A 12104-nucleotide genomic window follows, 5' to 3' on the forward strand; every position below is an offset into this window, starting at 1 on the left:
ATTAGCAATAACATCACCATCCATATTTTTGGTTTTAAAATTCACTTGTTTTCCTGTCTTCGACCATGGATGACCGTTAACACGATCAAATCCCTTTTTATCAGCAGGGAATCTGAATATTCTCAAACCATGTTCTGACACAAGCCCTTGACCGCTGGACATAACTCTATAATTAGGACCTACAAATACTTCACCTAATCTGAAAGCATCATTCTGTGATACAACGCCAGTAATTCCCCGATTACCACCTACGGTGTTCTGATTTCAAATTGATCTAAGTTTATTCTTAAACTACTGGTTTGTTAACTTGCAGGTTAAACCAAGAGGATCGCTCCAACTTAACGGATTCGGAGCATATTGGTAGAGGTTTAATCCCCCCGCCAGCCCTATCGGGTCCTGCTGGGTGAACCTGCCGCTATCCGGGTCGTAATAACGGAACAAATTGTAGTGCAACCCGGTCTCACGATCCAGGTATTGCCCCTGCATACGCAGGTTCTGCGCATAGCCCGTCTCCTGCGGTATCGACTCGTGCAGCAGTTTACCCCACGCGCTGTTCTGCCCTTCCCAGCGGATATCTCCTTCACGGTCCGTCATCCGTTCCGGCGTACCGTTTGGCTGACAGTGGAACCAGAAGATATCCGGATCCTTCGTGCCATCGATACGCGCCAGCGGTTCATAACTTTCCGCGTCGCTATAGACATAAGTCAGGGGCACATCGTCGTGAACTTCTTGCAACAGGCGAAAACCTTCCCACAGAAACGTGTCGTCACCTGCTTTCTTACAGGCCTGCCACCACATCGGTTAACCGGTGCTCGCCGTCGTAACGATAGTGCCAGCGCGTCTGACCATTATTCTTCTACACGGTGCGGTCGTGAATGTCGTAACGCCAGCGGATGCCGCTCCGGTTCACTAAGCGTTTATTGGCATAACCTCCGACGCCGGGCATCAACGAAAGGTCACATGGCACTTTGGTTAAGCGAAAGATCCGCACGATTAATACAGGCATCCATTCATGCTCTGCATGAGTTTTCCATGACTTTTTTCAATATTGAATACCGTAAAGTTCTTTATTAACCATGCCTTCCCCTTTGAACAGCAAGGCCTCTTCACCTGCTTCAACGTTGAAATGATGTCACCCCTTATTGCTGTCGAATATTAATATATTAAAGCGAGTATGTTAAATCGAATAGATTAAATTAAACAACATCCCTTTATCTCTTTTAGGAATAACCCTATATTCCTTACCAATTAATTTAAATATTTCATCCTCATCAACAAAAAAACCTCTATATATTATGGCCGAAATAATTTTTTGGAAGACTTCCGAAGGAACGTTTTTTCTTAAAAACTTAAGATCGGCAGGATTATTCCTAATGATGTAATATGAGTAGTTCATCAGTATAAAATTTGATATTAATAAATTCCCTGTAGACTGATATTTATCAAAGCACTGCCCCAGGGCTTTATATATGGTTTTCTGAGATTTTTTATAAATATATACAAAGCCATTAGGGTCGCTAAGATAGCAATTTGTATCATTGAAATGTAGATAATTATCCCGACCATCCTCAATGAACAAGAAATTCAATACCGATATTTGATAATTCTTTATTAATTTAATATCGCCGTAGTTTTTCTCTTTTGCAACCAGTTCATAAAAGTGCTCTATCAAAGGCAATACTGGTACATTATCATTGCGAGTAGTATTTATACAGAACCCGTCACTGGTAACGCATAGTTTGTCATAAGCATCATAATCCATCCCCATTTCAAAACATAAAAATCTCAAAAAGAAATTTTTTGCTTTTATTGCGTAATCTTCATTGTTATTTTTTAAAGAAACGAGTTGGTATATATAAAACAAGATAAAAATATCTTTATCTATACGCTGTCGGTTATCAATTTGAAACAGATAACCTAGTCGCGAGAGGAAAACTTCGAACGCGTAACTTTCATCTTCACTTAAACCTAATCCCTTCAACGCACGCAGGGGCATTCCTTTGGGAAAACAAGTTTGCCAATGGCTCAATTCTGCGAGTTTTCCATTTTCTTTTTTTAAAAAAACAGGAAACAAATTTGGCTCGTCCTGTACATAAACATACTCGCCAAAGCTTTTCATCTCGGCTCTCGCATTGATAAAATGTTCAATCTTATGCAAATACATTTCAAAATTCATTAAATAATCCTCTTACCGCATTTCTTCCAATTTCCTTTAGCATCTTTGCTTTCAATCTGGAATGAAGTAATTTTATCATTAAATTTGGCCAGAATATTTTTACCAATACCCTTTGCTCCAGGTTCATTTCTCTTCGAGAGAACGCCGTCTTTTAATCCTGTTTCTTTATAATCAACTTTAGATATATCACTATGCTGATTAAGAAGTTCTACTCCAGAGTCATTAACCGTTATAACTGCTCGATATTTTACATTTCCGGGGTTAAATCCAGGTCGACTATCATGGTTAACCCATATGGCTTTATCACCACGATTATTAGGAACTAATCCACCTTTACCACCGCGTTCCGAGGCTGATGCAATAGCTTCGTCTTTACTCATATAACGTATAACTTCTTCTTGTTTTAATCCGAGGGGGTCTCTTCTAGAGAGCCCATTTACGCCATACTGATAAAGATTTATCCCCCCGCCAGCCCTATCGGGTCCTGCTGGGTAAGCCTGGCGCTATCCGGGTCGTAATAACGGAACAAATTGTAGTGCAACCCGGTCTCCCGATCCAGGTATTGCCCTTGCATACACAGGTTCTGCGCATAGCCCGTCTCCTGCGGTATCGACTCGTGCAGCAGTTTACCCCACGCACTGTTCTGCCCTTCCCAGCGGATATGCCCTCCACGTTCCGTCATCCGTTCTGGCGTACCGTTCGGCCGATAGTGGAATCAGAAAATATCGGATCCTCTAACAGTTACCCAATCATTTTTATAGATACAGAAAATGTACACTTTTCTTTAAAGAATTATTTTTCGATCGCATAGCCTAATAAGATTATTTTAAACCTGGATGGTTGGCTTTCACCTGCAGCGACAATAATATTTACAGCACAACCATCAATGTTATCACTATATACATACACATCTAAGTTCATATATTTATATGAAGGCATATTATCATTTTCATAAGAAATTGTTTTAACACCGCTGATTTCATCGGAAATTTGTTTTTGGAAGACTGAATCATATTCCCATATAGGCCTCGCCATTATATTATTAAATATTATATACTTGCCAATTTTGGGAATGATTATTCCCATGTTAAATTTATAAAATCTCTCCTCCGTCCCATCATATAAAATTTTGTTTGGTTTAAAATTATAAAACTCTCTCATCATTTCAACCTTATTTCTCTCTTAACTTACCTTCGGCAAGAAGCTGATTAATCGATTTAGAAAGCTCTAACTGTGTTCACTTACCTGGTTGGTTAACCCAGGGTATTGCTGACCTCGCATCAGCATGGATAGGAGCGAGAACTTCATAGACTTTATATAGTTTATTCAGTGTATCCAATGATAGTGCACGGCTCTCAAAATACAAGAACTGCGCGAGCAGCTTTATCAGGATAAACAGGTGGTTAAGGGAATTAAGGATGTGCTTGTTTAGTGTACAAAACGGGTTAAATATAACAATAAATTCTGCAATACGACCCGAGCCATATGTATTTATAAAATCAACATAATCAGACGGAAAAGATAAATTATCCTCAATCAAAGGCCATTTCATCACCTTGCCCGATTCTGAAGGGGAAACTGGTGGTGTTAGTATCGAAATTAGATTATTTATTGGCATATTTACATTCCCGGTGGATTAAGTACTGTAACGTGTTCGAAGAATCCTCCTGATCCTTCTGCTTTTATTGTAATACCAGCCGGTATTCTGGAAGGGCCATGATAAATAGGAGTTATGTTTAGATCAACAACTTCCCCTTGTTCCAAAGCCTTCCTTATTCGACCTTCTATTCCACTCATCACTGGTGTATTGGCCGGTCGTTGTTGAATAGTAATTAGATTGCGAACATCATCACCAGAGCCACCTAATTGACGACCAAGCAAGTGCCCTCTTGCCCGATTACAACCAGCTCCGGTAATAAATCCGGGAGGTTGAATATTGGTATTTGCGTGCGTTTCAGTATTTATATGGCTTACATTTAATCGAGCCTTCACACCTGTTGGCCGACTAAGCTATCCAGTTCACCATATTTGATACCACAATTCATTAACCCCAGCGGATCTATCCAACGAAGAAGGTTAGGCGCAACTGATAAGGGTTTATCCCCCCGCCAACCCTATTGGATCATGCTGCGTAAACCGTCCGCTGTCCGGGTCGTAGGACCTGAACAGGTTATAATGTTACTCCATTTCACAGTCAAGATCCCCCCCATGAAAATACTAAATAGCTGCGTCTAATACCGTTACACTTGCCATTTATTAACATGTGGCAGCTACGCAAGAGCAAAACATAGCAAGCCCGGCGTAGCTCCTCTTAGCGGAGAGAAAAGCTCTAATCCCTTGTCCTGCAAGGGCTTGCAAAAAGTGTAGCCCTATTCCGCGCAGTTATTTAGAGTTAGTGTTTTCTAAGGAAGGTGCGAACAAGTTCCTGATATGAGATCATCATATTCATCCGGAGCGCATCCCAGAGGGACATCATGAGCCATCAACTCACCTTCGCCGATAGTGAATTCAGCACTAAGCGCCGTCAGACCCGAAAAGAGATTTTCCTCTCCCGCATGGAGCAGATTCTGCCATGGCAGAATATGACCGCTGTCATCGAGCCGTTTTATCCCAAGGCGGGCAATGGCCGACGGCCCTATCCGCTGGAGACCATGCTGCGTATTCACTGCATGCAGCATTGGTACAACCTGAGCGACGGTGCCATGGAAGATGCCCTGTACGAAATCGCCTCCATGCGCCTGTTTGCCCGATTATCCCTGGATAGCGCCCTGCCGGATCGCACCACCATCATGAATTTCCGCCACCTGCTCGAGCAGCATCAACTGGCCCGTCAATTGTTCAAGACCATCAATCGCTGGCTGGCCGAAGCAGGCGTCATGATGACCCAAGGCACTTTGGTGGATGCCACCATCATTGAGGCACCCAGCTCTACCAAGAACAAAGAGCAGCAACGCGATCCGGAGATGCATCAGACCAAGAAAGGCAATCAGTGGCACTTTGGCATGAAGGCCCACATTGGTGTCGATGCCAAGAGTGGCCTGACCCACAGCCTAGTCACCACCGCGGCCAACGAGCATGACCTCAATCAGCTGGGTAATCTGCTTCATGGAGAGGAGCAATTTGTCTCAGCCGATGCCGGCTACCAAGGAGCGCCACAGCGCGAGGAGCTGGCCGAGGTGGATGTGGACTGGCTGATCGCCGAGCGTCCCGGCAAGGTAAAAACCTTGAAGCAGCATCCGCGCAAGAACAAAACGGCCATCAACATCGAATACATGAAAGCCAGCATCCGTGCCAAGGTGGAGCACCCGTTTCGCATCATCAAGCGGCAGTTCGGCTTCGTGAAAGCCAGATACAAGGGGCTGCTGAAAAACGATAACCAACTGGCGATGTTATTCACCCTGGCCAACCTGTTTCGGGTGGACCAAATGATACGTCAGTGGGAGAGATCTCAGTAAAAACCGGAAATAACGCCAGAAATGGTGGAAAAAATAGCCTAAATAGGCTGATTCGATGTGTTTGCGGGAAAAAAATCGGCCCAGATCCGCGAAATTTTAATCAGCGAGTCAGCTTGGGAAGAAATGACCTGCTTATTCGCACCTTCCCTAATTGTCTATATTCCTTAAGGATTTAATTTTACAAATAGATAATCATATAATGCTTCAGCAATAAATTCAGCATGCTCACTCTTTACTATCAAATTAAAAAAATAATATTGTTCATATAAATCATCAATAATTTGATGTTCGCACATAAAGAATTTGGCATAACTTATATATATACCTCTAATATCCTCGGATAGTTTTTCCAAATTAACCTGGGAGGTTGTAACATCATAAAATATATTCGCATACTCCCGATCAACTTGACTAATCTCTATAAAAGGAGCATTCAATTTCTCGCACTGCTTCCAGTGATAAGTTTTTTGATTACTATCTTTATAGATGAATTTCATGTTTAATCCTTAATCTTATAATCAGTCACATGAGTCATTCTTCCATGCTTATCAAATTTCGCCATATAATGAACAATTACGCCATTCATTTTTTGCTCCACTTTAGACCATCCTTTACCTTTAAAGTGAGGATCTCCAATTTGATCCGCTTTAATAATTACCGTACCGTTTTCAAGATGTTTTATTACATGATCTAAAGCAAATTCTTCATTTTTGTTCCTGGGCCTCGTTCTGCCTGTCGATTTTGATTTTACCTTTTCAGGTTTACGTGATGATGAACATTTTCTCAATCCAAGAGGATCGATCCCCCCCAACGGATTCGGCGCATACGCATAAAGGTTTATCCCCCCCGCCAGCCCTATCGGATCCTGCCGGGTGAACCTGGCGCTATCCGGGTCGTAATAACGGAACAAATTGTAGTGCAACCCGGTCTCACGATCCAGGTATTGCCCCTGCATACGCAGGTTCTGCGCATAGCCCGTCTCCTGCGGTATCGACTCGTGCAGCAGTTTCCCCCACGCGCTGTTCTGCCCTTCCCAGCGGATATGTCCTTCGCGGTCCGTCATCCGTTCCGGCGTACCGTTTGGCTGACAGTGGAACCAGAAGATATCCGGATCCTCTGTGCCATCGATACGCGCCAGCGGTTCATAACTTTCCGCGTCGCTATAGACATAAGTCAGGGGCACATCGTCGTGAATTTCCTGCAACAGGCGAAAACCTTCCCACAGGAAACGTGTCGTCACCTGCTTTCCTACCGGCCTGCCCCCCAGCGTCTGCTGGCGTGTTTTGCTGATACGCCGGCCGAGCGGGTCATAGCGGAAACTGGCCTGCGTTTGTGGTTTGTTGCGATCCCTCGGGACGGCCACCACATCGGTTAACCGGTGCTCGCCGTCGTAACGATAATGCCAGCGCGTCTGACCGTTGTCTTTTTCGGTGGTCCGCCCATGAATGTCATAGCTCCACTGAATGCCATTTAAACGGGTGAGACGGTTATGACGAACAGACTGCTGCAGGCTGTTATCCAGCGGGTTACCCGCCGCATCCCAGCGCCACTGCTCTTTTCCGGGGGACGTGCCGTCCTGTTCCAGCAGACGCCCGGCGCTGTCATATTTCCAGTTACACCAGTTGAACGGATCATCATCACGCTCTTCGCGCACCGGGTTGTTGCGGTAGTCGTAATCCCAGCGGCGTGACCAGCGTCAGGGCGAAGTGGGCTGAGCGTTACTGGTGAAGACATCCCAGCAATTAAGGTAATTTATTACGCTTTCTCTTACGATTGGAATCTATCTCGTAGAAATAATCCTCACAGAACACGTCTAAAGCATTTTCCAGTCGCACAAATTTCAAACCCCGGAACCTTTTTTTTTCAATTGCTTCTTTAACCTCTTGCTTAATAATAATAAAGCCGCCTAGTAGTGTGTCGCTGAACGAGAGGATATCATATGCCAGTGCATCATCCTTAAATTCAATTTTAAAAGGTATGATATCCCCGAACTTATCTTCTTCAAGAATAGATTTTTCTTCATCTATAACATTATCGCCCGAAAAGTATACATATTTGAAATCATCACGAAGAATCTGGCCATTTCCAATCGATACTGGTGTTATATCTCTATCAAAAAAAACATTGTGATTATAGTTTTCAAAAATTGAAAACAGAGACTTGTCAATCAAATGCCCAAAGTCTTTTTTATAATAATCAAATTTTAAAGCCCCAACATCTTTATTGCATAACAAAAAAATATGTTCTGGGCATGCATTATCTTTGATTCTATAAGGAAACGAAAAATCAGAACCTTTTACTTCCCAATTTACATCGATTTTTAATTTCTCATCAACAATGCCTTGTAAGTTTCTTGGCATAAGTGTTGATTTAAAATCATTCATTATCACATAATAGCACATTAATTCATTCTCCTGCATTTTGTTGTGGGAGCATGTCCCATCCAAATTTTATTTTTCATGTCAATTTGGATCCGCCTTATAGCTATTCCCGCCCCTTTGGCATCCAATCTTCCGGAATTATATTGTTGTTCAACACGAGCAATGCGCTGACGGACAATGTCACTATAATTATGATGATTACTGCTGTGGAAAACATCCATACCTTTCCCTGCATCTTGTTTCATCGCTGATGCGCTACCTGGAACATGAATACCATTAAATGCAGAGTTCATATCTTTTCCAATACCAATATTATTGAAGAATGATTTTTTCTCTTTCCACACCTCAACGGATATGACATGGTGGGCAGATGGTCGGTCTCCGACTTTACCAGCCATAACTTTATCTAATATACCACTATTAGATAACCCCCATGGACCTACCCAACTTAACGCATTCGGCGCATACGCATAACGGTTTATCTCCCCGCCAGCCCTATCGGGTACTACTGGGTAAACAGGTAGTTAAGGAGATTAAGTATGTACTGGTTTAGTGAGCTGAACGGGAATAAATAATAAAAAGTCGGAAAGGTACAATATTTCCCCGGCTTATTTTTATTTAATAATATCTAAAGCAATTATTGCTGCCTCAGAGATATCACCATCTTCTGATGCTAATGATATATTCAATCCGTGAATTAGCCTTTTATCAGGATATGAAGCTGCAAGTTGAGTTACCCAATATCTGACGCCTTTAGCTGTAAGAGGGTTTTCAAGTATATTTGAAATAGATATTACAACATCGTTAATATCACATTCATAAAAAACATCCTCAACTAATTGATATACTCCCCTACCATCCCCATCTCCATATGATTGCATAAATAGCGGTATAGCCTCTTTAGCAGGATTTTCAATAAAATATTTCCTAACATCATCATATTTATTAATAAGCTCCTGTGTCAGGAGTTGTTCCGATGGCATTGGCTGATGTTCTAGCAAAAATTGTAACGCTTCATCTTTAAGTCTCCAGCCTTTTCCATAACTTTTTATTCGGACGAATTAACTCATGAAGATCTTTCCGTAAGTTAATAGTAATGCCTCTACAATATGTTGTAGCGGCTGGCAGCATTTGGAACTGCATGATGAGGAGTATGTGTTGGATTAAGACCAGATCTAAGGTTGCCTCCTCGTACCTGACCATATGTACCAACATATAAATCTTCGCCTTGTTTGGCTAAACCACATTAAAGACCAAGCGGGTCGGTCCATGACAGAGGATTCGGCGCATACTGATAAAGGTTTATCCCCCCCGCCAGCCCTATCGGGTCATCGGAACAGTTCTTTCCCCTGCGCCAATCGTACCGTCAGTTTTCACCGTAACATGCTAAAAAGGCCTGCATCCTACAGACACGCTACCGCCACACCCTGATATTCCCTTATCTGCACCGAGCTATTCTAAGCCAGAAGTCACCCTTTCCAAGACACAGCGTCGCTACAAAGCCAGCGATGTCAGAGTCCGCCACGAAAACCGACGGAACATTACCAAACCTACTATTCATCCCACCCCAGCCTGACCCTCAAGGGCAACTGGTTAAAAGAGGCGGGATTTGAGACAGGGCGGGGCGTGACGGTCAGGATCTCGGAGGGATGTATTGTGCTGATGGCAAAGGGTAACGAGGTGCAGGAGTTGAGGGAACTACTTTACCAGGCTGAACAGGTGGTTAAGGGAATTAAAGACGTGCTTATTTAGTGGATTGACTAGGGATTAAATAATAAAAAAGCCGGGAAGATTTAATTTTCTACCCGGTTTTTTTGTTGTTACTTTTAAGACTTACAAAGCAGTAATAATATAGAGGCCTTCTCACCAAATAAAATACTTCTACTATTTACTTCTTGTATTGACAAGAGAAAATCGTGTTTAAGATTATCAGGCAACTGATTGATATTATTAACTTCAAGTAATATATATTCATTCTGCTTTATATTTATAGATGTCATTCCTTCTTCCGGGATTCTCAAGCTGGTAAGGCAATCAATAAACGCATGAAAATTGTTACCATAAAAATCAGGAAAACCAAACAGCTGCTTAAATTTATCATGAAATCCAGCAGCATTATTTATTTCTTTAAAATCAATAGATAAAGTAATTATTTTCATTACTTCCATCCTCCAAGATCTATCTCTATGAACGAGTTGTAATGATCATGACTATAGTATGCTTGACCTGTTTTTGTATCAACAACAATGCGCCAGGCCCCTCGGTTTCCAACACCAGGGGTTTTTACAGTCCATTCTCTATAGGGGCAACTTCCAGTATTAAGGCGTTGACTATCAGGTGATATCTTAAAATTATTCTCAATATGGTATGCCATCCCGAGAATAAGCAGGTCTATTTAATTTAATATTGTCAATTGTCTTTTGTACTTCTCTCATATCAGCGGGTGTCATTTTATGACCCCACTTATCATTTATAGCTGCGTGGAATTCCTTCGGATTCTTTGCTGAATGAGAACATTTAAGACCAAGAGGATCGATCCACCCCAGCGTATTAGGCGCATACTGATAAAGATTAACCCCCCCGCCAGCCCTATCGGGTCCTGCTGGGTAAACCTGGCGCTATCCGGGTCGTAATAACGGAGTCCCCGTCGGTTATTCATTCAGCCACAGCCAGCTTCTCAAACACACTGGCCAAAAGCGGCAGGACTTGAGACCGGGTGGACCGTCATCATAGTAGTTTCTGAGAAAGGTACTATCCCCTGGAGGATAACAGCAAGATACAAGAACTGCGCGAGCAGCTTTATCAAGCTAAATAGGTAGTTAAGGGGATTAAGGACGTGCTTGTTTAGTGGACTGAACGATAATATAAAAAGTCGGAAAGATTTAGTTCCTTGCCCGGATTTTTATTTTAATTTTTTTTCTTAATTTCTTTTATCCACTCATTAAATTCTTTTACTAAATAAGGATCTTCTTTTACTGATAATATCTCTTCTAGATATCGACAAGTGTCTTTATTACCCATATCAATCACGTATAAAGCGATAGAATCAACAATGTCATTTTCAAACGAATCAATAGCCACACAATATATGTTTATTAAATCTCTCAACCCATCATTAACATGTTCTTCTAACTTATTTAAAGCTTCATTATATTGATGTCGGATATCCATAAAACCTCACATTAATTATACGGGAAGCGTCCCGGAGCCATTGGAATGTGAACATCAGCGTTATGATTCGGATTAGTTCCTCGGTCAGAAATCCCACCAGTGGCTGTATGTCTGCCAGTCACGTCTCGTGGGCGATAATTCCCATTAGAAACACTGGATGTTGGGACTGTTTCAATATGAACATGAGGTACAGCATCAGCATAACTGCTTTGGTTACTTATGGCATCAGTTTTTTAATATCTTCAACAGTCAAACTAAAATTATCTATAGTATTTTCACTTAATCCCAAATTAAATTTATTATCTATTTTTTTCAACCAATAATAAAACCCAATAAATATACTCTCATTTTCCTCTGTCAACTCCATAAAACCATAATCAGTATAGGACAACTCTAATGACCTTATTATGCATTTAAAAACATCTTTGTTTTCGATTAAGTCATCTGATTCAACGGTCATTAAAAAACTAATTATCAATAGCTCATCCGATATATCCATTACCGTAGGAAGAGATGAGACTTTATCCTTTATTTCTCGTAATTTCATATTAATATCTTAATAAGATGAACCATCAAGAGGGATATGGGCACCATTGGATCTAATTTGAACGTTCCCAATGTACCATCAGTTCTAAAGACCTCTCCAGTCGAAGTATTTTTCATACTTACTGTTGGGCCATTTGCAGCATTGGAGTTAGGGAATTTGGCTGCCGCTAATGGATTAGCGCCACGACCATGTACGGTATAACTACCTGCATCATATTTGAATCCACCTCCAGGGAATTTTACTGGATCATGTCCCCATGTATTAGGAATACCGCCTTGACTTGCCCAGGCATCAATATCGGTTTTATTAATTCTACCATTATTTACTAATTCAGAAGGATCGTTTGGTCGTTTAGTAAAACGTCCAGTCTCATA

Annotated in this window: 14 protein-coding genes and 7 pseudogenes; 3 read left to right on the plus strand and 18 right to left on the minus strand. The window is 41.8% G+C overall.

Features of this window, described 5'->3' with window-relative positions; all coding sequences use genetic code 11:
- Positions 1–312: 312 nt before the first annotated feature.
- From MRY16398_RS17085 to MRY16398_RS17110, 7 genes and pseudogenes are all read right to left on the minus strand, one after another.
- A pseudogene (locus MRY16398_RS17085) lies at positions 313–922 on the minus strand (RHS repeat-associated core domain-containing protein); the annotation flags it as partial.
- Between the two features lie 255 nt (positions 923–1177).
- Entirely contained in the window at positions 1178–2176 is a 999-nt protein-coding gene (locus tag MRY16398_RS17090; protein WP_125124876.1) for a hypothetical protein, read from the minus strand.
- The gene (locus MRY16398_RS31425) at positions 2176–2556 is read right to left on the minus strand and encodes a hypothetical protein (RefSeq protein WP_223878815.1); all 381 of its coding nucleotides are present in this window, start codon (positions 2554–2556) and stop codon (positions 2176–2178) included. The genes MRY16398_RS17090 and MRY16398_RS31425 overlap by 1 nt, the downstream gene beginning before the upstream one ends.
- Before the next feature lie 21 nt (positions 2557–2577).
- A pseudogene (locus MRY16398_RS31430) lies at positions 2578–2891 on the minus strand (RHS repeat-associated core domain-containing protein); the annotation flags it as partial.
- Between the two features lie 77 nt (positions 2892–2968).
- A complete protein-coding gene (locus MRY16398_RS17100; RefSeq protein WP_125124877.1) occupies positions 2969–3340 on the minus strand; it encodes a hypothetical protein in 372 nt (123 codons plus the stop codon).
- A 73-nt stretch (positions 3341–3413) separates the two neighbouring features.
- Positions 3414–3794, minus strand: coding sequence for a glycohydrolase toxin TNT-related protein (locus MRY16398_RS31290; RefSeq protein ID WP_125124878.1), 381 nt, complete (start codon positions 3792–3794; stop codon positions 3414–3416).
- Positions 3795–3796: 2 nt separating this feature from the next.
- Positions 3797–4354, minus strand: a pseudogene (locus tag MRY16398_RS17110) (DNA/RNA non-specific endonuclease); the annotation flags it as partial.
- Between the two features lie 296 nt (positions 4355–4650).
- Here MRY16398_RS17110 and MRY16398_RS17115 point away from each other — a divergent pair.
- Positions 4651–5631 carry an IS5-like element ISKpn26 family transposase gene (locus MRY16398_RS17115; protein WP_000019441.1) on the plus strand — a complete coding sequence of 327 codons (981 nt, stop codon included), beginning with the start codon at positions 4651–4653 and terminating at the stop codon, positions 5629–5631.
- Complete coding sequence (locus tag MRY16398_RS31295) at positions 5613–5807, plus strand: hypothetical protein (RefSeq protein ID WP_350354091.1); 195 nt, start codon at positions 5613–5615, stop codon at positions 5805–5807. Before MRY16398_RS17115 ends, MRY16398_RS31295 begins: the two co-directional genes overlap by 19 nt.
- Here the strand turns inward: MRY16398_RS31295 and MRY16398_RS17120 are convergent.
- The 6 genes and pseudogenes from MRY16398_RS17120 to MRY16398_RS17145 form a co-directional block, all read right to left on the minus strand.
- Positions 5796–6128, minus strand: coding sequence for a hypothetical protein (locus MRY16398_RS17120; protein ID WP_125124879.1), 333 nt, complete (start codon positions 6126–6128; stop codon positions 5796–5798). The genes MRY16398_RS31295 and MRY16398_RS17120 overlap by 12 nt on opposite strands.
- A 2-nt stretch (positions 6129–6130) precedes the next feature.
- A pseudogene (locus MRY16398_RS17125) lies at positions 6131–7366 on the minus strand (RHS repeat domain-containing protein); the annotation flags it as partial.
- Between the two features lie 7 nt (positions 7367–7373).
- The gene (locus MRY16398_RS17130; RefSeq protein ID WP_125124880.1) at positions 7374–8033 is read right to left on the minus strand and encodes an Imm43 family immunity protein; all 660 of its coding nucleotides are present in this window, start codon (positions 8031–8033) and stop codon (positions 7374–7376) included.
- On the minus strand, positions 8033–8410 hold the full coding sequence (locus tag MRY16398_RS17135; protein WP_125124881.1) for an AHH domain-containing protein: 378 nt from the start codon (positions 8408–8410) through the stop codon (positions 8033–8035). The genes MRY16398_RS17130 and MRY16398_RS17135 overlap by 1 nt, the downstream gene beginning before the upstream one ends.
- 216 nt (positions 8411–8626) lie before the next feature.
- On the minus strand, positions 8627–8995 hold the full coding sequence (locus MRY16398_RS17140) for a hypothetical protein (protein ID WP_125124882.1): 369 nt from the start codon (positions 8993–8995) through the stop codon (positions 8627–8629).
- A gap of 266 nt (positions 8996–9261) precedes the next feature.
- Positions 9262–9345, minus strand: a pseudogene (locus tag MRY16398_RS17145) (RHS repeat-associated core domain-containing protein); the annotation flags it as partial.
- Positions 9346–9444: 99 nt separating this feature from the next.
- On the opposite strand from MRY16398_RS17145, the pseudogene MRY16398_RS30805 reads away from it, so the two are divergent.
- Positions 9445–9764, plus strand: a pseudogene (locus tag MRY16398_RS30805) (SymE family type I addiction module toxin).
- Positions 9765–9838: 74 nt separating this feature from the next.
- On the opposite strand, the gene MRY16398_RS17155 reads toward MRY16398_RS30805, so the two are convergent.
- The 5 genes and pseudogenes from MRY16398_RS17155 to MRY16398_RS17170 all read right to left on the minus strand — a co-directional run bounded on the left by MRY16398_RS17155 (position 9839) and on the right by MRY16398_RS17170 (position 11730).
- On the minus strand, positions 9839–10171 hold the full coding sequence (locus MRY16398_RS17155; RefSeq protein ID WP_125124883.1) for a barstar family protein: 333 nt from the start codon (positions 10169–10171) through the stop codon (positions 9839–9841).
- Complete coding sequence (locus MRY16398_RS30975; RefSeq protein WP_232034345.1) at positions 10171–10386, minus strand: ribonuclease domain-containing protein; 216 nt, start codon at positions 10384–10386, stop codon at positions 10171–10173. The genes MRY16398_RS17155 and MRY16398_RS30975 overlap by 1 nt, the downstream gene beginning before the upstream one ends.
- Positions 10370–10650: pseudogene (locus tag MRY16398_RS31435) on the minus strand (RHS repeat-associated core domain-containing protein); the annotation flags it as partial. The gene MRY16398_RS30975 and the pseudogene MRY16398_RS31435, both read right to left, overlap by 17 nt.
- 269 nt (positions 10651–10919) lie before the next feature.
- The gene (locus tag MRY16398_RS17165) at positions 10920–11183 is read right to left on the minus strand and encodes a hypothetical protein (protein WP_108701513.1); all 264 of its coding nucleotides are present in this window, start codon (positions 11181–11183) and stop codon (positions 10920–10922) included.
- Between the two features lie 217 nt (positions 11184–11400).
- Positions 11401–11730, minus strand: a complete 330-nt coding sequence (locus tag MRY16398_RS17170) for a hypothetical protein (RefSeq protein WP_125124884.1) — start codon at positions 11728–11730, stop codon at positions 11401–11403.
- Between the last annotated feature and the right edge of the window lie 374 nt (positions 11731–12104).

This window comes from Phytobacter sp. MRY16-398, from assembly GCF_003925915.1.
Lineage (GTDB): Bacteria > Pseudomonadota > Gammaproteobacteria > Enterobacterales > Enterobacteriaceae > Phytobacter > Phytobacter diazotrophicus.